General features: G+C 71.3%; 22 protein-coding genes and 1 pseudogene. 5 read left to right on the top strand and 18 right to left on the bottom strand.

What is annotated here, in order from left to right; translation table 11 throughout:
- A pseudogene (locus AB0C36_RS36595) lies at positions 1-193 on the bottom strand (hypothetical protein); the annotation flags it as partial.
- A gap of 473 nt (positions 194-666) precedes the next feature.
- Here AB0C36_RS36595 and AB0C36_RS36590 point away from each other — a divergent pair.
- The 3 genes from AB0C36_RS36590 to AB0C36_RS36580 all read left to right on the top strand — a co-directional run bounded on the left by AB0C36_RS36590 (position 667) and on the right by AB0C36_RS36580 (position 2,159).
- A complete protein-coding gene (locus AB0C36_RS36590; RefSeq protein WP_358362826.1) occupies positions 667-1,137 on the top strand; it encodes a carboxymuconolactone decarboxylase family protein in 471 nt (156 codons plus the stop codon).
- An 11-nt stretch (positions 1,138-1,148) separates the two neighbouring features.
- Positions 1,149-1,457: a hypothetical protein gene (locus AB0C36_RS36585; RefSeq protein WP_358362825.1), complete on the top strand. Its 309-nt coding sequence runs from the start codon at positions 1,149-1,151 to the stop codon at positions 1,455-1,457.
- A gap of 99 nt (positions 1,458-1,556) precedes the next feature.
- Positions 1,557-2,159 (top strand): hypothetical protein, encoded by a 603-nt coding sequence (locus tag AB0C36_RS36580; RefSeq protein WP_358362823.1) that lies wholly within the window; start codon positions 1,557-1,559, stop codon positions 2,157-2,159.
- On the opposite strand, the gene AB0C36_RS36575 is transcribed toward AB0C36_RS36580, so the two are convergent.
- From AB0C36_RS36575 to AB0C36_RS36540, 8 genes are all read right to left on the bottom strand, one after another.
- Complete coding sequence (locus AB0C36_RS36575; protein WP_358362822.1) at positions 2,141-4,891, bottom strand: DEAD/DEAH box helicase; 2,751 nt, start codon at positions 4,889-4,891, stop codon at positions 2,141-2,143. The genes AB0C36_RS36580 and AB0C36_RS36575 overlap by 19 nt on opposite strands.
- A 243-nt stretch (positions 4,892-5,134) precedes the next feature.
- Positions 5,135-6,037, bottom strand: coding sequence for a diacylglycerol kinase (locus AB0C36_RS36570; protein ID WP_358362821.1), 903 nt, complete (start codon positions 6,035-6,037; stop codon positions 5,135-5,137).
- Between the two features lie 64 nt (positions 6,038-6,101).
- A complete protein-coding gene (gene tatC, locus AB0C36_RS36565; RefSeq protein WP_358362819.1) occupies positions 6,102-6,989 on the bottom strand; it encodes a twin-arginine translocase subunit TatC in 888 nt (295 codons plus the stop codon).
- Between the two features lie 93 nt (positions 6,990-7,082).
- Positions 7,083-7,355, bottom strand: coding sequence for a Sec-independent protein translocase subunit TatA (tatA, locus tag AB0C36_RS36560; RefSeq protein ID WP_358362817.1), 273 nt, complete (start codon positions 7,353-7,355; stop codon positions 7,083-7,085).
- Between the two features lie 156 nt (positions 7,356-7,511).
- Positions 7,512-7,697, bottom strand: coding sequence for a hypothetical protein (locus AB0C36_RS36555; RefSeq protein ID WP_358362815.1), 186 nt, complete (start codon positions 7,695-7,697; stop codon positions 7,512-7,514).
- Between the two features lie 128 nt (positions 7,698-7,825).
- Positions 7,826-8,029, bottom strand: a complete 204-nt coding sequence (locus AB0C36_RS36550; RefSeq protein ID WP_358362814.1) for a hypothetical protein — start codon at positions 8,027-8,029, stop codon at positions 7,826-7,828.
- A 118-nt stretch (positions 8,030-8,147) separates the two neighbouring features.
- On the bottom strand, positions 8,148-9,104 hold the full coding sequence (locus tag AB0C36_RS36545) for a helix-turn-helix transcriptional regulator (RefSeq protein WP_358362813.1): 957 nt from the start codon (positions 9,102-9,104) through the stop codon (positions 8,148-8,150).
- Positions 9,101-10,096, bottom strand: coding sequence for a helix-turn-helix transcriptional regulator (locus tag AB0C36_RS36540; protein WP_358362811.1), 996 nt, complete (start codon positions 10,094-10,096; stop codon positions 9,101-9,103). The genes AB0C36_RS36545 and AB0C36_RS36540 overlap by 4 nt, the downstream gene beginning before the upstream one ends.
- A 173-nt stretch (positions 10,097-10,269) precedes the next feature.
- Here AB0C36_RS36540 and AB0C36_RS36535 point away from each other — a divergent pair, with 173 nt between their 5' ends.
- On the top strand, positions 10,270-11,394 hold the full coding sequence (locus AB0C36_RS36535) for a DUF3866 family protein (protein ID WP_358362809.1): 1,125 nt from the start codon (positions 10,270-10,272) through the stop codon (positions 11,392-11,394).
- A gap of 122 nt (positions 11,395-11,516) precedes the next feature.
- Here the strand turns inward: AB0C36_RS36535 and AB0C36_RS36530 are convergent, their stop codons facing one another.
- From AB0C36_RS36530 to AB0C36_RS36515, 4 genes are all read right to left on the bottom strand, one after another.
- Positions 11,517-11,894, bottom strand: coding sequence for an FKBP-type peptidyl-prolyl cis-trans isomerase (locus AB0C36_RS36530; protein WP_358362808.1), 378 nt, complete (start codon positions 11,892-11,894; stop codon positions 11,517-11,519).
- Between the two features lie 214 nt (positions 11,895-12,108).
- Positions 12,109-13,110: an FKBP-type peptidyl-prolyl cis-trans isomerase gene (locus AB0C36_RS36525; protein ID WP_358362807.1), complete on the bottom strand. Its 1,002-nt coding sequence runs from the start codon at positions 13,108-13,110 to the stop codon at positions 12,109-12,111.
- 170 nt (positions 13,111-13,280) lie between these two features.
- A complete protein-coding gene (pafA, locus tag AB0C36_RS36520) occupies positions 13,281-14,642 on the bottom strand; it encodes a Pup--protein ligase (RefSeq protein ID WP_281468557.1) in 1,362 nt (453 codons plus the stop codon).
- 9 nt (positions 14,643-14,651) lie between these two features.
- Entirely contained in the window at positions 14,652-15,881 is a 1,230-nt protein-coding gene (locus AB0C36_RS36515) for an MFS transporter (protein ID WP_358362805.1), read from the bottom strand.
- A gap of 420 nt (positions 15,882-16,301) precedes the next feature.
- Here AB0C36_RS36515 and AB0C36_RS36510 point away from each other — a divergent pair, with 420 nt between their 5' ends.
- Positions 16,302-17,372 (top strand): LacI family DNA-binding transcriptional regulator, encoded by a 1,071-nt coding sequence (locus AB0C36_RS36510; RefSeq protein WP_358362803.1) that lies wholly within the window; start codon positions 16,302-16,304, stop codon positions 17,370-17,372.
- A 183-nt stretch (positions 17,373-17,555) separates the two neighbouring features.
- Here the strand turns inward: AB0C36_RS36510 and prcA are convergent, their stop codons facing one another.
- From prcA to dop, 5 genes are all read right to left on the bottom strand, one after another.
- Positions 17,556-18,431, bottom strand: a complete 876-nt coding sequence (gene prcA / locus AB0C36_RS36505) for a proteasome subunit alpha (RefSeq protein WP_358362801.1) — start codon at positions 18,429-18,431, stop codon at positions 17,556-17,558.
- Between the two features lie 64 nt (positions 18,432-18,495).
- Positions 18,496-19,341 carry a proteasome subunit beta gene (gene prcB, locus AB0C36_RS36500; RefSeq protein WP_358362800.1) on the bottom strand — a complete coding sequence of 282 codons (846 nt, stop codon included), beginning with the start codon at positions 19,339-19,341 and terminating at the stop codon, positions 18,496-18,498.
- Complete coding sequence (locus AB0C36_RS36495) at positions 19,293-19,886, bottom strand: endonuclease VII domain-containing protein (RefSeq protein WP_358362798.1); 594 nt, start codon at positions 19,884-19,886, stop codon at positions 19,293-19,295. The genes prcB and AB0C36_RS36495 overlap by 49 nt, the downstream gene beginning before the upstream one ends.
- Positions 19,887-19,891: 5 nt before the next feature.
- Positions 19,892-20,107 (bottom strand): ubiquitin-like protein Pup, encoded by a 216-nt coding sequence (locus AB0C36_RS36490; protein WP_358362797.1) that lies wholly within the window; start codon positions 20,105-20,107, stop codon positions 19,892-19,894.
- Positions 20,108-20,493: 386 nt separating this feature from the next.
- Positions 20,494-21,999 (bottom strand): depupylase/deamidase Dop, encoded by a 1,506-nt coding sequence (dop, locus tag AB0C36_RS36485; RefSeq protein ID WP_358362795.1) that lies wholly within the window; start codon positions 21,997-21,999, stop codon positions 20,494-20,496.
- Between the last annotated feature and the right edge of the window lie 222 nt (positions 22,000-22,221).

The following is a 22,221-nucleotide window of genomic DNA, read 5'->3' as shown; positions in this document are numbered from 1 at the left end:
ACGGCGTGGTGAAGCTCGGCGTCACCGGGCGGTGCACGATCGTCCAGCTGTAGACGGTGCCGAGCCCCGCGCTGACGCGCCACTCCAGCGCCCGTACAGCCGACGCCGGTTCCGCCGACGCCCCCTCCGCCGCCGAAGCCGCAGCCTCCCAAGGCCCCGCCGCCCAAGCCCACGCCGACGCCTCCGCAGCCAAGCCCGACGCCGCCTCCCCCCGCGGCACCGGCGCCGCCCCCCAAGGCGACTCCGCCGCCGAAGCCGCCCAAGCCCACGCCGCCGAAGACGCCGCGGCCGAGGCCGACGATCATCGTCGAGCCGACGCGCATCGTTGTGGACAACGGCGTCGTGCGCGTCGAGTGCTCCGGGCAGCCGGCCGGACGCGTCGGGGTCCCCCGCTGCGAGAACGTGACGCTCACCCTGCCGTCGCGGCCGCCGGCACCCAACCGCCCGAACCCCGCGCCGACTTGCCGACAGTTCGGCCCGACCGGAGCCCCGAACCTCACCATCTGCCGCAAATAGCAGGTGGCCCGCACGCGCCCGCCGCGGGGCGTGCCGGGGTCCGGGGCCGGCAGATCCCCCTGATCATTTTTTTCGTCGACCTGTCACGTCCGCCTGCCCGCCTCCGTCAGTGCTTCGAGAACACACCGAACACCACGCGAGGAGAGCACCATGGAAGCCCGCATCAATTACTACGGAAACCCCGTCGCCTCGAAGTTCGCTCGGTACATCAACTCGGCGGGCAAGGTCCTCTCCGACTCCACGCTGCCGATGGCCACGCAGGAACTGGTGAAGCTCCGGGCCAGCCAGATCAACGGCTGCGGCATGTGCACCGACATGCACGCCAAGGACGCCGCGCACGCAGGCGAGTCCTGGCCGCGCCTGAACCTCGTCGCGGCCTGGCGCGAGGCCACGGTCTTCACCGACGCGGAGCGGGCCGCACTGGAGCTGACCGAGCAGGGCACCCGCACCGCGGACGCCGCGGGCGGCGTCACCGACGAGGCCTGGGAGAACGCCGCCAAACACTACGACGAGGACCAACTCGCCGCCCTGGTCTCGCTGATCGCGCTGATCAACGCCTACAACCGCATGAACCTGATCACCCGCCAGCCCGCGGGGGACTACCAGCCCGGCCAGTGGTAGGGACGCCGCCGGTGCCGGAGTCGATCCCTCCCGAGGACGCGCGGGCGGTGCGGTGGATCGTCGGTGTCCCGGCGGCGCTGCTGCAACTGTTCGCGGCAGCCTGCCTGTACACGGCATTCGCCGTCCGCCCGGCCGGTCCCTGGGACGACGGCGCGTACGCGAGCATCGGCGCGGCCTGCGTGTGCACGATCGCGGCGAGCGCCCTGTCGGCGGTCATCGTGGCATGGCCCGGCCACCGCAGGTTGCCGACCGCATGGTGGCTGGTCCCGCCGCTCGCCATGAGCGTCACCGCAGCCGTCCTGGCGGCAGCCTCCGGCTAGCGGCCGGTGGCCCCGGCCGTCGACATCCCCTGCCCCGGAGCCCGCGGCAGGAGCGAAAAATTGCCGCACCACGCGACCGACCGCAACTAGGTTCGACGCATGGCGGATGACGCGGCAAACGGGCGGGTCGCACCGGACCGACGGACGGCCGACGACAGTTGGGGGCTTCTCGACCAGCGGACCCGCGAAGCCGTCGATGCGGACGTCCTGCGCGACCGTCGACTGACGGCGGTGCGGACCGTGTGGGACGCCCTGCGCGCCTCTGGCGCGAGCCTGCATGCGGCGATGGCGACGGTGAACGCCCGCTACGCCGCATTGGGCGGCCGGGTGCGGTCGAGGCCCGCGGACCCACTGGACCTGCCGTCGCTGGCCGCCCGTGCCGTGCCCTTCGCGGGGCGGGTTGTCGCGGTCGAAGCGGTGTGGGACGGCGACACTGTCCACGACTGGTTCGTCGTCCTGCTCGCCGTCCTCGACGACCCGTCCGAGGAGCGCGGCCTGGCGATCGTTTACCAGCGCCGGGACGTGCCCTCGCCCGCCGGGCCCGCCGCCGCGGCCGGCCGGGCGCTGGCCGACCATCTGGGCGTGCCCTTCCATTTCGCGTCCCCGGGGGTCCCCGACGACGACGCCCCGCGGTGGCGTGACGTCGGCGCTCCGGTGGCGCCTCGGCTGCCGCGCTGGGGGCGTCAGTTCACGGACGAGTAGGCGACGACGCCGCGGCGTACCGCTTCGACTGCCTTGCGGGCGGTGGTGCGGACGCCGCTGTTCTCGGGTGCGGCATCCGCGATCTGGCCCAGGACATCGACAAGTTGCTTCATCCACCGTACGAAGTCGCCCGCCGGCATGTCGGATTCGCCGAGTACCGCGTCCAGCCGCCGCCCCGAGGCCCAGTTGTACGCGGTCCAGGCGAAGCCGAGGTCCGGCTCGCGCAGGAAGTCGAGGTGGTGGCGCTCCTCCAGGGCGTCGAGGTGCCCCCAGAGCCGCACCATTTCGGCCAGCGCGGACTTCGCCGCACCGCCCGGCAGTTTCGGCGCCAGCGCGTCGTCCGGCATACGTGCCTCGAAGACCAGGGCCGAGGCGCACGCCGCCAGTTCGGCGGGCGTGAGGTCGTTCCACAGGCCCTCGCGCAGGCATTCCGCGGTGAGCAGGTCGAGTTCGGCGTAGATGCGGGCGAGCCTGCGGCCGTCGTCGGTCACCGTGTCACCGGACAGGTAGCCGAGGTCGGTCAGCATCGCGCAGACCCGGTCGAAGGTACGCGCGATCGTGTGGGTGCGGCCCTTCATGCGCCGCTCCAGCTGCTCGGTGTCGCGCAGCAGCCGGTAGTAGCGCTCCGCCCAGCGCGCGTGGTCCTCGCGGTCGTCGCAGCCGTGGCACGGGTGCTGCCGGATCGCCGCCCGCAGCCGGGTGATCTCCGGGTCGTCGGCGGCCGCCGCGCGCCCCCGCCGCGGCCGCGACGGCTCGATGTGCCCGGCCTTGGTGCGCAGCGCCGACGCCAGGTCGCGGCGCGACTGCGGGTTGCGGGCGTTGAACGAGCGCGGGATGCGCATGCGCTCCACCGGCGAGACCGGCGTCGGGAAGTCGATCGACGCGAGGCGCCGCGCCTGCCGGTCCGCGGTCAGCACGAACGGTCGCGGCCCGTCGTGCCCTTCGTCGAGGCCGGGGTCGAGGACCACGGCGAGGCCCGCGTACTTCCCGGTCGGGACCACGATCACGTCTCCGGGCCGCAGCTTCTCCAGCGACGCCGCCGCGGCGGCCCGCCGCTGCTGCGCGCCCTCGCGGGCCAAGTGCGTCTCGCGGTCCTTCAGCGCCCTGCGCAGCGCGCCGTACTCCTCGAAGTCGCCGAGGTGGCACGTCATCGCCTCGCGGTAGCCCGCAAGGCCCTCCTCGTTGCGGTGCACCTGCTTGGCGATGCCGACGACCGAGCGGTCCGCCTGGAACTGCGCGAACGACGTCTCCAGCAGCTCGCGCGACCGGTGCCGCCCGACCTGCCCCACCAGGTTGACCGCCATGTTGTACGACGGCCGGAACGACGACCGCAGCGGATACGTCCGCGTCCCCGCCAGCCCCGCAAGGTGCTTGGGGTCAAAGCCCTGGTGCCACAGCACCACCGCGTGGCCCTCGACGTCGATGCCGCGCCGCCCCGCGCGCCCGGTCAGCTGGGTGTACTCCCCCGCCGTCAGGTCCGCGTGCGTCTCGCCGTTCCACTTGACCAGCTTCTCCAGCACCACGGACCGGGCCGGCATGTTGATGCCCAGGGCCAGTGTCTCGGTGGCGAACACCGCCTTCACCAGGCCGCGTACGAACAGCTCCTCGACGACCTCCTTGAAGGTCGGCAGCATGCCCGCGTGGTGCGCCGCGATGCCGCGCTGCAGCGCCTCCAGCCACTCGAAGTAGCCCAGCACCTGGAGGTCTTCGTCCGGAATGTGCCCGGTGCGCGACTCCACGATCGACTTGACCTGCTGCCGCTCGGCCTGCGTGTTGAGCCGCAGCCCCGCGTGCAGGCACTGCTGCACGGCCGCCGCGCAGCCGGCCCGGCTGAAGATGAACGTGATCGCGGGCAGCAGCCCCTGCGCGTCGAGCTTCTCGATCACGTCGACACGGCTCGGCGTCCACACGCGGCGCGCCCGGGTGTTGTCGTCGCGGCCGCGCGACTTGCGGTAGCGGTCGTACGGACGCCCGCTGCGCTCGTTCGTCTCCCGCGCGAGCCGTGTCAGGTCCGGGTTCACCTCGTGGTGGTTCTCGTCCGTGAACAGGTCGTAGACCCGGTTCCCGGCCATCACGTGCTGCCACAGCGGCACGGGCCGGTGCTCGGACACCACGACCTCGGTGTCGCCGCGCACGGTGCCGAGCCAGTCGCCGAACTCCTCGGCGTTGGAGACCGTCGCGGACAACGACACCAGCGTGACCGACTGCGGCAGGTGGATGATCACTTCCTCCCACACCGCGCCGCGGAAGCGGTCGGACAGGTAGTGCACCTCGTCCATGACCACGTAGCCGAGGCCGTCGAGGGTGCGCGAGGAGGCGTACAGCATGTTGCGCAGCACCTCGGTCGTCATCACGACGACCGGCGCGTCGCCGTTGACCGAGTTGTCGCCGGTCAGCAGACCGACCTTGTCGGCGCCGTAGCGCTTGACCAGGTCGGCGTACTTCTGGTTCGACAGCGCCTTGATGGGCGTCGTGTAGAAGCACTTGCGGCCCCGCTCCAGGGCCAGGTGCACGGCGAACTCGCCGACCACCGTCTTGCCGGAGCCGGTCGGGGCGGCCACCAGGACGCCGCGCCCGGCCTCCAGCGCGCGGCACGCCTCCTCCTGGAACGGGTCGAGCCCGAACTCGTACTCGCCGCGGAAGGCGTGGAGGCTGGTGCGCTCCTCGGCCTGGCGCACGCGGGCGGCCGCGAAGCGCTCGGCCGGCGACGGCTCGGGGGTCTGGTCGGTCATTCGGACCACCCGCTTTTCGGTCGCGCGCTGTTCAGGACTCGGGGATCGCGGCGGTCGCCGCGGGAAGGATCGAGAGGCATCTCACCGAGCAGGTTACCGGGCGGCGTCCTCGGATGTGATCACGTTTATCGCGGCGCGCGGCCACCCCCCGGACACGTCACGCGGCCGGCGCCCCGGCACGTCATGCGGCGCGTCGCGCGGCGCGTCACCGCGGCACCCCACGCAGTGCGTCACCGCAGCACGTCACCGCGGCACGTCGCCGGCGCCGTCCCGCGGGACCAGCAGCCGCAGCGCGCCGGGCACGGTACGCGCGGTCACCGGCAGCGCCGAGATCCGCTCGCCGTCCGCCCACGCACTCACCCGGGGTGCGGCCAGCGACACGACGGAGGCCTCGTACGTCGTCACCTTCGGGTGCCGCACGTGCCCGCCGCTGTACGCCCGCGGCAGCACCCGCAGCAACTCCAGCCGCCCGCACTCCTCGACCACCGTCACCTGGAACCGGCCGTCGGTCATGTCGGCGCCGGGGCAGATCTTCATCCCGCCGCCGTAGGAGGTGCCGTTGCCCACCGCGACGAGCATCGCCTCGACCTCGAGGGTCTTGCCGTCCAGCTCGATCTCGTACGGAATCGCCCGCAGCGCCGGCAGTTCCGCGACCACCGCCCGGTTGTAGCGCATGCGCCCGCGCGGCCAGCGCATCGCGTTCGCCCGCTCGTTGACGCGCGAGTCGAACCCCGACGCGATCACCGTCCCGAACCAGCGCTCGCCCGCCTTGCCCAGGTCCAGGTCCCGGGTGTGCCCGTCGAGGACCACCGCCAGCGCGGCGTCGACATCGCCCACCGGGAGTCCCACCGACCGCGCGAAGTCGTTGCCCGAGCCGATCGCGACGACGCCGAGCGGCACACCGGTGTCGGCGACCGCCTGGAGCGCGAGCGAGAACGTCCCGTCGCCGCCCAGCGCCACCACCGCGCCGACGCCGCGCCGCACCTCGGCCCGCAGCCGCTCCAGCGCGTCGGCGGGCGCCGGTACGCGGATCTCCCGAACGGTACGGCCCGCGGCGCGCAGGCGGGCGGCGACCGGAGCGGCGGCGCGCTCGGCACGGCCCAGGCCTGCGGCGGGATTGACGAAGAGTGCGATCTCACGGGACACGCCGGGCACAGTAGTGCAGGGCGTGTCATCCGGGCAGGTCAGGGGCCGGGAGAGCGCGGACCGGTCACGTTATGTCGTCGGCGTGGACCACGGGCTGCTCGCTGCCGTCGCCGTTGCGCGGCGCGGGCGGGGCCTGCTCGATCCGCGACGGCGTCAGGTCCAGCGCGGACGCCTCGTCGTCGTCCACGTCGCCGCCCAGCGTCTCCTTGCGGCTGCGTCCGCGGCGTTTGTCGTTGATCCACGCGAACAGCACCGCGAGCACGTACAACACCGTGATCGGCACTGCCAGCAGACACATCGTCAGCGGGTCGGTGGTCGGCGTCGCCACCGCACCGAAGACGAAGATGCCCATGACGACCCAGCGCCACCACCCGACCAACTGCCGCGCGCTGACCAGCCCGGCGACGTTCATCAGGATGAGTATCAGCGGCAGTTCGCACGCCAGGCCGAAGACGATGACCATGCGCAGGACGAAGTCCAGGTACTCGTCCAACTGGATCTGGTTGTTCGCGTCGCTGATCGTGAAGCCCAGCAGCGCGTCGAGCGCGTGCGGCAGGATCGTGTACGAGAACCAGGCGCCCGCCGCGAACAGCGGAGCGCCGATCGCCACGAACGAGATCGCGTAGCGCTTCTCGTGCTTGTGCAGGCCCGGCGCGAGGAACGCCCAAAGCTGGTACAGCCAGACGGGCGCGGCCACGACCACGCCGGTGGTGAGCGACACCTTCAGCATGATCGAGAACGGGCTGAGCACACCCGACTGCACGAGCACGCCTTCGCCGCACTGCTGGTTGTTGCCGACACCGCTGACGTTGTCCAGGTCACAGACCGGATCCACGAGGAACTTGGCGACGTCCTTGTAGTAGAACGCCGCCACGATGGTGACCAGCATGACGGCCAGCAGCGCCTTGACCAGCCTGTTGCGCAGTTCGCGCAGGTGGTCCATGAGGGGCATACGCCCCTCGTCGTTCTTGGGTGGGCGGGCAGGCTTGCGCCAGAGCCCTCTGCGTTCGCTCACCTTGAGGGGCCGACTCCGGGGGGCAGGGGGTCAGCGACGGTTCGCGTCGGGCTCGCCCACGGGGCGGGACTGCGACACGTCGCCGGGAGCGGCCTGGATGGTGCGCGGCGCCTCGGGGGCGTTCGACTTCGCGGCGGCCTCCGCCTCGGCGTCGTCGGTCTTCATGGCCTTGGTCTCGCTCTTGAGGATGCGCATCGAGCGGCCGAGCGCCCGAGCGGTGTCCGGCAGCTTCTTGGCACCGAACAGGAGCACGACGATGACCAGGATCAGGATGATCTCGGTGGGTCCAAGCCTGCCGAACATAGTTGCTACCTCATAACCGGGGGGTTGATGGGTCCGATCGTACGCCGATCAGTGTTACGGCCGTGCAACGCAATCGTGGCGAACGTCGGGCGCTTTAGGAACCCGCAATTCGCCAAGCGTTCAAGGAACGACCGTGCAAGCTGTCGACCCGACCTGTCAATGCAACGTCGCCCGGGCCTCCTCCAGCTCGGCCGCGGCACGGCCGATGCGGTCCGACGCGTCGCCGACCGCGCGTCCGAAGTGACGCACGTCACCTGCCAACCGGAAAGCCAGTCGGCCCAAAACGGCCAGTCCTCCGGCCACGAGCAGGAACGCGGCGACGAGCAGCACCCACAACAGCATGCGCCGACCCTACCGGTCCGCCGCATATGGCCGGCGTATGCCGCGGCCCCGGGTGAGCGCTCCACCGCGGCAGCCGCGCACGGCCTGGCCGCGCGAACGGCGCGCGCCCGCCGCGCATATCCGGCCGCTCACCGGGCCACCTGCATCGACGCGACTCCGCCGTCGGACAGCAGCTCCACGATCTTCTCGCCGGCCGGGCGACGCACCGAGTCGTCGCAGCCCGGGCAGCGGAACACGTAGAAGGACTTGCCCGGACGCACCACGAGCCGCAGCTGATCGGCGGTCAGCTCGACCCTGCCGCACACCGGGCAGCGCGCCGTGAACGTGGCCATCGGCCGCTCCTCACGTCTACCGCACGCCCCGCACGGAGGCGTACCTGGTCGGACCTTGGGTTCACACCTTGGTTGACACACGTGCAGGACGGGCGGCCCGCAACGGGGCCGCTCCGCGTCAGGCGTCCGCGTACGCGGCGAGCGCGGCGGACGCGGTCCGGCGGACCTCGTCGGCCAGCTCGGCGGGGGCGACCACGCGGCCGTGCCCGCCGAGGCGCAGCGCGAGCCGCCGCACCACCGACGTGTCGGGGGTACGGAGCGTCAACCGCAGGCCGCCGTCCGGGAGTTCCGCAATGGCGTCGTACGGGTAGTACTCGCGCACCCAGCGCCCGCCCGGCCCCAGTTCGAGCACCACCTCGACGTCGTCCGGCGTCGGCTGCACGAGGCCCTCGTCCGGATCGAACGGCGCCACCGTCGGCGGGTCCGACGCCTCGTCCAGCAGCTCGGCCGCCACCACCCGGTCCAGGCGGAACAGCCGCCGGTCCTCCGCGGTACGGCACCACGCCAGCAGGTACGGGCGGCCCTCCACCAGCAGCAGCCGCACCGGGTCGACGACCCGCTCGGTGACCTGGTCGCGGCGCGGCACGTAGTAACTCAGCCGCAGCACCCGCTTCTCGGCGATCGCCCGGTCCATCGTCGCGAACGACGACTCCTCGGCCTCGAACTCCACACTCACGTGCGCCGCCACCTGCGCGGCCTCTCCGGCCGCGTCCTCCAGCTTCGCCGTGACGCGGCCCAGCGCCTCGCGGTCGCGGTCGCGCAGCCCGGACAGGCCGGCCAGCGCGCGCAGCGCCACCAGGAGGCTCAGCGCCTCGTGCGGGGCCAGCCGTACCGGCCGCACCGGAGCGTCGGCGTTGTCGAGCCACACGCGGCCGTCGGAGTCGACGTGCGGCTCCAGCAGGTCGTCGGCCATGAAGCTGGTGCCGCACATGTGCAGCGTGCCGAGGTCGGCCTCGATCGCCTCGATGTCGTGGCCGAAGGCGCGCGCCACGTCCTCAAGACGCGTGCCGGGACGCTCGCGCAGGTACGCGACGAGCGAGAGAAGCCGACGCGTGTCGTCCAGTGCGTTGCTCATGCCGCCCCCTCATTGACCGCATCGGCGCCCGCCGGCAGCCCGGCCGCCGCCCGCAACTGCCGTATGACGGCGGCACGCAGGTCCGGCGGGTCCACCACGACGACCTCCGCGCCGAACTCGGCGAGCCAGTTGTGCAGGCCGTGCCCGTACGGCAACTCCAGCTCGTCCCAAGCCTCGTCGACCGGCTTCACGGCCGTCGCCCGGGCCCGCAGCGGGAACCCCGCACCCGACCGCAGCCGGATCCGCGCGGTGCCCTCGCCGCCCTCGCCCGCGAACCGCGCCACCTGCGCGCGAATGTCCACGTTCTCCGGTACGGGAGCGCGCAGTTGCTCGCGCAGGATGCGTGGCTTCGGCTTGTCGAGAACCCGCTCCAGGCGGAACACCCGCTGCTCCTCGCGGTCGCGCGCCCACCCGACCAGATACCACCGGCCCCGCCAGCAGCTCATCCCCCACGGCTCGACGACGCGCACCCGCGGCTCCGCGGCACCCGACGCCCGGTAGGAGAACTGCACAGGCCGCCGCGTGCGCAGCGCCTCCAACAGCGGCCCGAACGCGGACTCCCGTGCGGCCACCCGCGGTTCGACCGACGTGAGCGGCGCGGTGTCGATCTCGACCCCCGCCGCCTTCAGCTTGTACAGCGCCCCGGTCGCCGCGCCCGACAGCGACGACTGCTGCCATGCCCCGGCCGCCAGCGCGAGGGCCGCGGCCTCCTCGGGGTCGAGGTCGACCGGCGGCAGCGTGTTGTGCTCAGGGCGGATGCGGTACCCGTCCGCGGACTCCACCAGCGGGTCGTTCGCACCGGTCTCGATCGTGAAGCCGAGCTCGCGCACATCGTCCTTGTCGCGCTCGAACATCCGGTCGAACGCCTCGTCGGAGGTGCACAGGCGGTACGACTCGATCGAGGTACGCAGCTCCTCCTTCGTGACGTACCGGCGCGCGGCGAGCAGGCACATGACCAGGCTCACCAACCGCTCCTGCTTGGGGATCGCCATCCGTTCCCGCCCCTTGGCTCACTGACCCGAATCCGACGCCCGCGCACACTCCCTCGGGGAGGCGCGGCGCGTTGTGCCCCGACCGTACCGCGTCCGCGCGTGCGGCGTCCGCCCGGTCGCGGCGACCACCGCGACTCGCCGTCGGGGCGGCCGGTCCGTTAACCTCACCCACCGTGATCACGTGGCGGCGGGGCGAGGTTCTGGCGGTACGGCGCGAGTGGCGCGGAGCCGTCGAGTTGACGGTGCGCCAGGTCGACGGTGACACCGACGGCGGGGCGGGCGGGGCAAGCGGCGCGCCGGAGTTCCGCGCCCTGGCGTACCCCGAGCTTGTCGGACGCCCCGAGGTCGGCGACACCGTCCTGCTCAACACGACCGCGCAGACAATGGGCCTCGGCACCGGCGGATACGCCCTGGTCACCGCCATCCCCGACCGGCTGCCCGCGGACCCGGAGCGCGGCCCCGGACACCTCGTCAAGGGCCGCTACACCCCCCTCCAGGCCGTCGTGCTGGGCGTCGACGAGCAGGACTCGCCCCACCACGCCGTCCTGCGCGACGCCGACGACCTCGACGCGATGCCCGTCGTCATCGCCGACCTGCACTCCGCGCTGCCCGCCGTGTGTGCGGGCGTGCGCGCCGTGCGCCCCGAAGCGCGCATCGCGTACGTCATGACCGACGGCGGCGCGCTCCCCGCGTGGTTCTCCATGACCGTCTCCGCCCTCCGCGACGCGGACTGGATCGTCGGCACCGTGACAACCGGCCAGGCGATGGGCGGTGACCTGGAGGCCGTCACCGTGCACTCCGGCCTGCTCGCCGCCCGCCAGGTGCTGCGCGCCGACATCGCCGTCGTCACCCAGGGGCCCGGCAACCTCGGCACGGACACGCGCTGGGGCTTCTCCGGCGTCGCGGCCGGCGAGGCCGTCAACGCCGCGGCCGCCCTCGGCGGACGGGCCGTCGCCGCCCTGCGCATCTCCGACGCCGACCCCCGCGAACGCCACCAGGGCGTCTCGCACCACAGCCTGACCGCGTACGGCCGCGTCGCCCTCGCCGCCGCCGACGTCGTCGTCCCCGACCTCGACGAACCGCTCGCCTCACAACTCGCCGCCGACGTCGCCACCTTGCGCGCCCGGCACCGCGTCGTCACGGTGCCCGTCGACGGCCTCGACGAGGCGCTGCGCACCACACCCGTCAAGCTGTCGACCATGGGCCGCGGCCTCGACGAGGACCACGCGCACTTCGTCGCCTCGGCCGCCGCCGGACGGCACGCCGCCGCGCTGCTGCCCCCGCCCGCGAGCCCCTGAAGCCCGGCGGATGAAGCCCGGCGGAGCGCCGGCACGCGGCCGCGCGGGCCGCATCGGGGCACCGACGACCGAGGGCGGCGCCCCGTTCCCGGAGGCACCGCCCTCGACTCACGCAGTCGGCGTCAGCGCACGCCGCGCAGGTCCACGACGAAGATCAGCGTCTCGCCCGGCTTGATCAGCGGGCTCGGGCTCTGCTGCCCGTACGCCAGGTGCGGCGGGATGACCAGCTTGCGCCGGCCGCCCACCCGCATGCCCTCGATCCCCTGGTCCCAGCCCTTGATGACCCGGCCCGCGCCCAGCGGGAACTCCAGCGGCTGACCGCGGTTCCAGCTCGCGTCGAACTCCTCGCCGGTGGAAAACGCGACACCGACGTAGTCGGCCTGCACGGTGTGGCCGGCCTTGGCCTCCTCACCGTCGCCGACCAGGATGTCCGTGATCTCCAGCTCGGCCGGCGGCTCGCCGCCCGGGAAGTCGATCTCGGGCTTCTCGTTCTTGCTCATCGCGGTCCCGCTCCTCGGTACATGGTGTGACGGACATGATGTGGCATGTCCGGTGCGACGCACTCGGGTGACGTACGCCGTCGGCTGTCCGGTCCGGTCGCCGGTACTGCGCCTCGCCGACCGCCGCCGGACACTCTTCCAGCCCCGGCACCGCCGTTCGGCTCGCCCCGCCGCAACGGCCCGGAAAACCCGGGCCGCGCGCGGCGGACGGACATCAGGAGGTCGCGGGCGCCGGACCGGACTTCACGATGTCCAGCACGAGCACCAGCGTCGAGCCCGCCGGGATGCCCTTCTCCGGGGCACCCGCCGCACCCACGCCCTTGTCCGGCGGCAGCACCAGCATCACTCGGCTGCCCACCTTCTTGCCGACCACACCCTCTTGCAGCGACGTCATCAGCTGCGTCTGGTCCTGCCCGCCGAGCTGGAGCGGCTGCGGGCCGCTGCCCGCCCACGACGAGCCGTACGCCGCGGGCGCGCCCCACAGCCACTGCACGATCTGCATCTCCACCTGGTCGGTCGCGGCGACCGGCGCGCCGGTGCCCTCGATCAGGTTCTGGTTCACCACGGCGGCCGGCGCGGCCTTGCCCGCCGGGAACGTCAGGTTGGTGACCTTGTTGCCGTCCGTCGTCACCGTCGGCAGGTCGGGGTTCGGGGCCACCGGCGCGCCGGTGGCGAAGCCCGGGCGCGTGCCCACGATATCGACGACGAACACCAGCGTCTCGTTGGACTTGATGTCCTCGCCGCCGCCCGCGGCGCCGTAGCCCAGGTCGCCCGGGATGGTCAGCAGAACGCGGCTGCCGACCTTCTTGCCGGTCAGGCCCTGCGTCCAGCCCTTGATGACCGCTTCGAGGTAGAACTCGGTCGGCTCACCGCGCTCGAAGGAGCTGTCGAAGACCTTCTTGGTGCTCCACGCCACACCCTCGTAGTTGGCGTTGACCATGTCCTGCCCGGTCACCACCGGGCCCGTGCCCTCGGTCAGCACCTGGGACTGCAGCCCCGCGGGCGCCGGCACGTCCGGGACCTTGATGTCGGGTGCCTGGCCGTACGCCGGATTGCCCGTTGCGGCCCCGGTGGTGCTCAGGCCCGCGAAACGGGCCTCCTTGGTCGACGACGGGCTGGGGCTGGAACTGGAGTTCTTGTCACCCGAGTCGTCGCCGCACGCCGCGGCACCGAGCATCAGGGCGGGGACAAGAAGCAGCGCGGCGAAACGGCGCACGGTAATCCTCTGCAAGAGCCGACAGGACCCGGACACTCTACGGGCAACCCAGGTCGGAATCGCGTGAAGACCGGAGCCTGTTGCCGATCCGTACCGGTCCGTAACCTCCCGCCCGACCGGAACGCGACGGAGGCGCGTACCACCGTGCGGTACGCGCCTCCGACCGGCCGTCACATGCTGGCGATCAGCTTCTCCACCCGGTCGTCGACCGCCCGGAACGGGTCCTTGCACAACACCGTGCGCTGCGCCTGGTCGTTCAGCTTCAGGTGCACCCAGTCGACCGTGAAGTCGCGCCGCTGCTCCTGCGCCTTCTTGATGAACTCGCCGCGCAACCGCGCCCGGGTCGTCTGCGGCGGCACCGACTTGGCCTCGAAGATCTTGACGTCCTGCCCGATCCGCTCGACCTGCCCGCGCCGCTCCATCAGGTAGTACAGCCCGCGCCGCCGGTGGATGTCGTGGTACGCGAGGTCGATCTGCGCGACCCGCGGCGACGCCATCGGCAGGTTGTGCTTCGCCCGGTACCGCTCGATCAGCTGGTACTTGATGACCCAGTCGATCTCCCGGCCGACCAGGTCCAGGTTCCCGGTCTGCACCGCGGTCAGCGTGCGCTCCCACAGATCCAGCACCTGCTGCACGGTGCCCGTGCGGATGCCCCGGCGGTCGGCGAAGTCCATCGCCTTCGTCAGGTACTCCAGCTGGATCTCCAGCGCGGACGCCTCGCGCCCGTTGGCCAGGCGCACCTTGCGCTGGCCCGTCATGTCGTGGCTGACCTCGCGGATTGCCCGGATCGGGTTCTCCAGCGTCAGGTCACGCATGACCATGCCCGCTTCGATCATCCGCAGCACCAGGTCGGTCGCGCCGACCTTCAGCATCGTCGTCGGCTCGGCCATGTTCGAGTCGCCGACGATCACGTGCAGGCGCCGATACCGCTCGGCGTCCGCGTGCGGCTCGTCGCGGGTGTTGATTATCGGGCGGGACCGGGTGGTCGCCGAACTGACGCCCTCCCAGATGTGCTCGGCCCGCTGACTCACGCAGTACACGGCACCGCGCGGCGTCTGGAGCACCTTGCCCGCACCGCACAGCATTTGACGGGTCACCAGGAACGGGATGAGGATGTCCGCCAGCCGGGAGAACTCGCCGTGCCGCGCCACCAGGTAGTTCTCGTGGCAGCCGTACGAGTTCCCCGCGGAGTCGGTGTTGTTCTTGAACAGGTAGACGTCACCGGCGATGCCCTCCTCGTGCAGACGCCGCTCGGCGTCGACGAGAAGCCCCTCGAGGATGCGCTCACCCGCTTTGTCGTGCACGACCAGTTCGGGCACGGAGTCGCACTCCGGCGTTGCGTACTCGGGGTGGCTGCCCACATCCAGGTACAGCCTTGCCCCATTGCGTAGGAAGACGTTGCTGCTTCGGCCCCACGAGACGACTCTGCGAAACAGGTACCGCGCCACCTCGTCCGGAGACAGCCTGCGCTGTCCGCGGAACGTGCAGGTGACGCCGTACTCGTTCTCAAGCCCGAAGATTCGGCGGTCCATGAACCAACATTACGCCGCTGATGTGCCGTTCCGGGACAACTCGCGGGCGGTGATTCCCGCGAAGTCGATCTCGCGGGGGCGCAGCGTCGCCCGTCCCGCGACCAACAGCGCCAGCCCGAGCGCGGCGCCGACGCCCGCGACCGCGAACGCACCGCGAACGCCGCCGACTTCACCGGCGAATCCGGCGGCCGCCGTGCCGATCGCCGCGCCCGTCCCCATGGCCGCCACCACCCACGCGAAAGCCTCGGTCAGGGTGCCCGGCGGCGCCAGTTCGTCGACCAGCGTGAACGTGCACGCGATCACCGGCGCCAGGAACACACCCGAGATCACCGACAGCACGATCATCAGCCACGGCTGCGGCGCCCACACGAGCGGCAGGTAACCCACCGTCAGACACGCCATGAGCCACGGCAGTCGCTCCCGCGCGGGACGCGCCCACTGCCGAGCGCCGTGCACCACACCGCCCACGAACGCGCCGGTGGACATGGCCGCCATCAGGACGCCCGCCCACACGCCGGAGTCGCGGTCGTCGGCGTACGCCACCGCCGCCACGCTCAGCACGCCCAGCGCCGTCCCGGTCAGCGTCAGCGAGAGGAACAGCACACGCAGACCGGACGAACGCAGCGGCCCCGCCCAATGGCGCGCGTGCGACTCCGGCCGCCACGCGCGCGACGGCGGACACGTCGCGACCACGAGGGTGCCGAGGATGCCGAGCAGGCCCGTCGCCATCACGGCCGCGGCCTCCGACATCGTCTCCGCGATCAGCACGACCAGCAGCGGGCCGGCGGTGAAGAGGATCTCCTGCGCGGCGGCGTCCAGCGCGTACGCGGCGTGCACCTGGTCGGGGCGCAGCACCGCGGGCCACAGCGCCCGCAGGCCCGACTCCAGCGGCGGCGTCGCGAACCCGGCGACCAGGACCGCCAGGATGGCCAGCGGCAGCGGATCCACCCCGACGACGGCAAAGGCCGCGAAGCCCGCGGCCGACACGAAGGCACCGCCGACCAGAACGCGCGTCTGGCCGCGCCGGTCCATCCAACGGCCGAGTGCCGGCTGCCCGAGGGCCGTCGCGAGGCCGGAGAGCGCGGAGAGGGTGCCCGCCACGCCGTACCCGGCCCCGTCCTCGCGCGCCAGCAGCAGGATCGCGAGGGCGCCCATGCCGTTGGGCAGGCGGCCCAGCAGGGTGCCCCCGAGCAGCCGGGCCGCGTACCGGGCGCGGAAGAGGTCCGCGTAAATGCGCATGGGCAGGGCCGCCGTTTCCTGGGCTTCGTCGCGGACGCGGGCCGTTGCCGTGGTCCGGTGCCGTCAGTCGTCGTCGAGTCGTCGGATCGTCGGGTGAGCGGGGTTCGAACGGGTGTTGTCCGGAGTGTCGGCGTGCCGTCCGTTCGGATGCGGGGGGCGACTCCGCCGGGTCATACGTATGACTTCAGCACTCAGTCTGACCCGCGGCACCGCAATCAGGCAAGCCGTATCCGCCGAGTCCTGCCGGATACGCCCGCGCCCAACGCCTAAAGTTGGCTCCCCGGAGTCGGCGCGCCGCCACCCGGCACACCGCCACCCGGCCAGGCTCCGACCGCCGACACCGACCGAAGTCCGCCGACTCCCGCCGACGACCATCGACGCCCCACCGGGCCTCGCTCGCACGAAGGGAACGCCGTCACCGTGCCTCCCACCGGCCCGCCGGCGGAACCGCCTGCCACGGACCGCCCCGCCGCCCGCCCCACCAGCAAGGACGTCGCCAAACTCGCCGGCGTCTCGCAGTCCACCGTGTCACTGGTGCACGCCGGGAAATGGCACGGCCGCGTCTCCGAGCGCACCGTACAAGCCGTCCACGAAGCCAGCGCCACCCTCGGCTACCGCCCCAACCAGGCGGCCCGCCACCTCCGCCTCGGCACCACCCGCACAGTCCTCCTCGTCGTCCCGGCGCTCACCAACCCCTTCTTCGGCGCCGTGCACACCGGAGCCTCCGAAGCGGCCGCCCGCCGCGACTTCTCCGTCGTCGTCTACCCCTCCCCCATCCGCGCCGGCACCGAACTGGCGCCCTTCGCCAGCCCGTTCGCCGCCGCACACACCGCACTCGACGGCGTACTGGCCTCATCCATGGCCCTCGAAAGCCTCTCCGAACTCCTCGGCGGCACCGGCCCCGGACCGGGCCTCCCCCTCGTCATGCTCGACAGCGCACCCGAAGCCGGCCCGCCCACCGTCAACGTGGAAGTCGCGGCCGGCATGCACGCGCTCGTCACCCACCTGCTCGCCCTCGGCCACCGGCGCTTCGCCCGCCTCGTCCCCGACATCGACGGATGGACCTTCACCGCGCGCGAGAACGCCTACCGCGCCGCGCTGCGGGACAGCGGAGCCGTCCACGTCGCGCACGCCCGCACCGAGTTCAGCGTCCACGAGGCCGCCGAGGCCGCGCTCACACTGCTCGACACCCCCGAACCGCCCACCGCACTCGTCTGCGACGACGACGTCCTCGCCGCGGGCGCCTACAAGGCCGCCCGCCGACAGGGCCTGCGCATCCCCGAGGACATCTCCATCACGGGCTTCGACGACCTCATCATCGCCACCGTCCTCGAACCCGAACTCACGACCGTACGCCTGCCCGCGCACCAACTCGGCGAGACCGGCATGACCGCGCTCCTCGACCTCCTCGACGGCCGACGGCCCGAAAGCACCTCCCTCGCCGCCGAACTCACCGTGCGCGGCTCCACCGCACCCCCGGCCCGGCGCTGAAAACGCGGACGGGCGCGCTCCCCGAAGGGAGCGCGCCCGTGGCGTCCACGCTGCCGCCCCGGCTTGCGCCGGGCGGCACCGCCCTACTCGATCGCCCTGCTCGATTGCCGGCTCGGCTGCCCGGCTTCGCTGCCCAGCCGGTTGCCCAGCCCAACTGCACAGCCCAGCTGACCAGCCCGTCGGCTACTCGTCGGCCGACGAGCCGTTCGACGCCGAACCACCCGACCCCGAGCCGCCGTTCCCGCCGCCCGAGCCCGTCGAACCACCGGTCTCGGTGGTGTCCGTCGCGTCGGTCGACTCCGCCGCGTCCGTCGCCTCGGCCTCGTCCGCCCCCGACTCACCCGAACCCCCGGCCGGAGCCGCCTCGCCGAGCAGCCGGGCCAACTGCGAGCCCGCCACACGCTTGAACTTCCGCTGCTGCGAACGCGTGCGGTCGAGCACCGCGACCTCGAGCTGCGCCGCGGTCACCTGCCGCTTCTCACCGCTCCCGTCGCGCGCCAGCACGTCGACCGCGACCCGCAGCGCCTCGTCGAGCGGCAACCCCTCGCGATGCGCGCGCTTCAACTGCTCGGTGATCTGGTCGGCGTTGCCGCCCATCGCCACATAGTGCCGCTCGTCCGCGATCGAACCGTCGTACGTCAGACGGTAGATCTGGTCGTCCGCGGGCGTGCTGCCCACCTCCGCGACGATCAGCTCGACCTCGTACGGCTTCTCGCCGCCGCTGGAGAAGATCGTGCCGAGCGTCTGCGCGTACACGTTCGCCAGGCCGCGCGCGGTCACGTCGTGGCGGGCGTACGAGTACCCGCGGATGTCCGCGTACCGCACACCGCCGATCCGCAGGTTCTCGAACTCGTTGTACTTGCCGACCGCCGCGAACGCGATGCGGTCGTAGATCTCACTCATCTTGTGCAGGGCGCGCGACGGGTTCTCCGCCACGAACAAGATGCCGTCCGCGTACGTCAGCACGACCACGCTGCGGCCCCGGGCGATGCCCTTGCGGGCGTAGTCGGCCCGGTCCGCCATGGCTTGCTGCGGCGACACATAGAAAGGCGTCGTCACCGTGGAGTCCTTTGCCGGTAGAGGATCAAGAAGTCACCGACCACCCGATGGGCCGTCAAAACCATTAGTTCAAAGGTGCGTTCGGACCGTTGGGGCGGATCAGCCGCTCCCCGACGATCGTCTGCACCACAGCCCCGACCTGCTCGTCGGTCCACCGCGTCAGGCCCTCGTCGGTCACCACCGTCACGATCGGGTAGATCTTGCGGGACAGGTCCGGCCCGCCGGTCGCCGAGTCGTCGTCCGCCGCGTCGTACAGCGCCTGCACGCAGACCGTGACCGCGTCGTCGGCGGACAGGTCGTCGCGGTAGAGCTTCTTCAGCGCGCCGCGCGCGAACAGCGAACCGGAGCCCACCGAGGTGAAGCCCTGCTCGTCGCTGCGACCACCGGTGATGTCGTAGCTGTAAATGCGCCCGGTGCCCGCGTCGAGGTCGTAGCCGGCGTACACCGGCACCACCGCAAGCCCCTGCATGGCCATGCCGAGGTTGCCGCGGATCATCTGCGACAGTCGATTCGCCTTGCCCTCGAGGGACATCGTGGCGCCCTCGATCTTCTCGTAGTGCTCCAGCTCGACCTGGAACAGCCGAACCATCTCGACCGCGATCCCGGCCGTTCCCGCGATCCCCACACAGCTGTACTCGTCGGCGGGGAACACCTTCTCGATGTCCCGCTGCGCGATGAGGTTCCCCATCGTGGCGCGGCGGTCGCCGGCCATCACGACACCGCCCGGGAACGTCGCCGCCACGATGGTCGTTCCGTGCGGCGCCTCCACCGTCACCGGCGACGTCGGCACGGATCGCCGCGACGGCAGCAACTCGGGCTGGTACGCGTCCAGGAACTCGGTGAACGAGGACGACCCGGGGGTCAGGAAGGCAGCCGGTAGACGCCCGGTGCCACGCGTGTTGGCTTCCACACGATCCCTTCCAAGTAGGCGGCGGCCCGACGGAGTGCATCGGGACGGTCCTTGAAGTGCCCTAGTGCTGCATTGCAGTTGAAGCAGAGTACGGCTCGGACCTTACCTGTTTCGTGATCGTGATCCACGTGTTCGGCCTTCGCCACGAGACAGATTGCACAACGGCCCACCTGCTGCCGGACCATCTCCTGGTAACGCTGCTCGGTGATGCCGTACTGACGCTTCAGGTGGCCGGCGCGCCCTTCGACTGCGCGGCATGCCTTGCAGCGCGCCGCGAAGCCGTCGGAACTACGCCGATGGATGTGCCACTCCGAGTGCGGCTTGACCACGCCGCACCCGGGGCAGCGCTTGTGCCCAGGGGGCACCTCCACTTTCGGACGGACCGTGAATCCTTTTGCCCTGCGCCGCTCGGCGTAGTAATTCGCAGCGCATTCCCGGCAATAAGACTGCAGGCCATCCTCGATGGATTTATTCGAAGCGAAGGAATTACGCGGCAAATGCCGTTTGCAACGCGAGCACTTTTTGCTCGAGGGCAAATCGGACATTTGGGTCATTCTCCGCCCTTCTGAACAAATCCACGCACGAAATCCTCGGCATTCTCCTCGAGCACCTCGTCGATTTCGTCGAGCACCGCGTCGACGTCATCGGTCAATTTTTCCTGGCGTTCCTGCAGGTCAGAAGCCTCGTTGGTTTCGACCGAATTCTCTTCGACCTCTTCCGAGCGCTTATTAGCGCGAGCCTGTCCGCCGGTGTCCTTGGTAGCCATTTGACTCACCCCACCTTTTCATCCTGATCCCGTGCGGGATACCGCTGCCCACCCGTCGATCCGGTCAACCGGCCCCGGAAGGCCAGGTGATCAGACACTACAAGCGTAGGCCCACGGTTGTTCCCGATCACCGGAATTCTTTTTGTCACACTGCCTGCCAGGCCGGGACGCGCGGGTGGTCCCGTGGCGTAGAAGGAACGGCCGGCTGCCGTGAGGAGCGGAGGACCACCGTCCGCGCCTTCGAAGACACGTTCGGTGGTCCGGCGCCTCCACACGCTTCTTCCCCCACACGGGTCAGGTTCACCCATCCGCATACGCGTTCACCTCACCGCGAACACGGGTTTTCACCCCGTCGGATGATCTTGACCGCGCGGCGCCCGCGGCGATCAGCCGCCGGTCAGTGCGGCGACCAGTTCCTCGGCGGTGCGGCAGCGGTCCAGAAGGTCCTTGACGTGCGCCTTCGTGCCCCGGAGGGGCTCCAGCGTGGGGACGCGCTGCAGCGAGTCGTGGCCCGGCACGTCGAAGATCACCGAGTCCCAGGAGGCCGCCGCGACCTCGTCCGCGTACTGTTCCAGGCAGCGGCCCCGGAAGTACGCCCGGGTGTCCTCGGGAGGCAGGTGCGCGGCCCGCTGGACCTCCGGCTCGGTGGCGATGCGCTCGAACCGGTTTTCGAGCCGGTTGTAGAGGCCCTTGTCGGGGCGTACGTCGGCGTACTGGAGGTCGACGAGGTGCAGGCGCGGCGCGTCCCAGTCGAGGCCGTCACGCTGTCGGTAGCCCTCGAGGATCTGGAGTTTGGCCACCCAGTCCAATTCGCGGGAGAGCGACATGGGGTCGGTCTCCAGGCGCGAAAGGACGGATTCCCACCGGGCGAGGACGTCGGCGGTGGTGTCGTCGACGTCGGTGCCGAAGCGGTCCTCGACGTATTTGCGGGCCAGTTCCAGGTATTCCATCTGGAGCTGCACGGCGGTGAGCGTGCGTCCGGCGCGCAGGGTGATGAGCTGCTTGAGGGTCGGGTCGTGCGAGACCTGGTGCAGCGTGCGCACCGGCTGATCCACCGTCAGGTCGTGGGTGATGAACCGGTCCTCGATCATCGACAGGACGAGCGCCGTGGTGCCGAGCTTGAGGTACGTGGAGACCTCGGAGAGGTTCGCGTCGCCGATGATGACGTGCAGTCGGCGGTACTTCTCGGCGTCGGCGTGGGGTTCGTCCCGGGTGTTGATGATGGGGCGCTTGAGGGTGGTCTCCAGGCCCACCTCGACCTCGAAGTAGTCGGCGCGCTGGCTGATCTGGAAGCCGTGCGACGAGCCGTCCTGGCCGATGCCGACGCGGCCGGCTCCGCAGACGACCTGGCGGGAGACGAAGAACGGGGTCAGGTGGCGGACGATGTCCGCGAAGGGCGTGGCGCGCTGCATGAGGTAGTTCTCGTGGCAGCCGTAGCTCGCGCCCTTGTTGTCGGTGTTGTTCTTGTAGAGCAGGATGTTCTGCCCGCCGGGGACCTCGCCGGCCCGGCGCGCGGCCTCGGCCATGATGCGTTCGCCGGCCTTGTCCCAGACGACGGCGTCGCGCGGGTTGGTGGTCTCGGGGGCGGAGTACTCGGGGTGCGCGTGGTCGACGTAGAGGCGTGCGCCGTTGGTGAGGATGACGTTGGCGAGGCCGACGTCTTCGTCGGTGAGCTGGCTGGCGTCGGCGAGTTCACGGGCGAGGTCGAAGCCGCGGGCGTCGCGCAGCGGGTTCTCCTCCTCGAAGTCCCAGCGTGCGCGGCGGGCGCGCTGCATGGCAGCGGCGTACGCGTTCACGACCTGAGACGACGTCAGCATCGCATTGGCGCCGGGGTGTCCCGGCACGGAGATCCCGTATTCGGTCTCGATGCCCATCACGCGCTGGACGGTCATGCGACCCCCTCATCACTTACCCGGCCGGCTACGCCCAGCTGTCGGGGCGTCGGGGCTTCGTGGGCCGACATGTAGCCGGTCGGGTACTCCCTGGTCATGTAACGAGCCTATTGCGGTTGGTGGGTGCTGTGGATACGACCGCGCGATTGATCTCGGCGGTCTTGGGCGGTGTGCGGTCGGTTTCGGGGTCGCGCAGACACGCCGCCGCGGCCCACAGCTCGC

Origin of the sequence: Streptodolium elevatio, from assembly GCF_040649515.1 — a bacterium.
GTDB classification, from domain to species: domain Bacteria; phylum Actinomycetota; class Actinomycetes; order Streptomycetales; family Streptomycetaceae; genus Yinghuangia; species Yinghuangia elevatio.
This window is presented reverse-complemented; position numbering and strand designations above follow the sequence as displayed.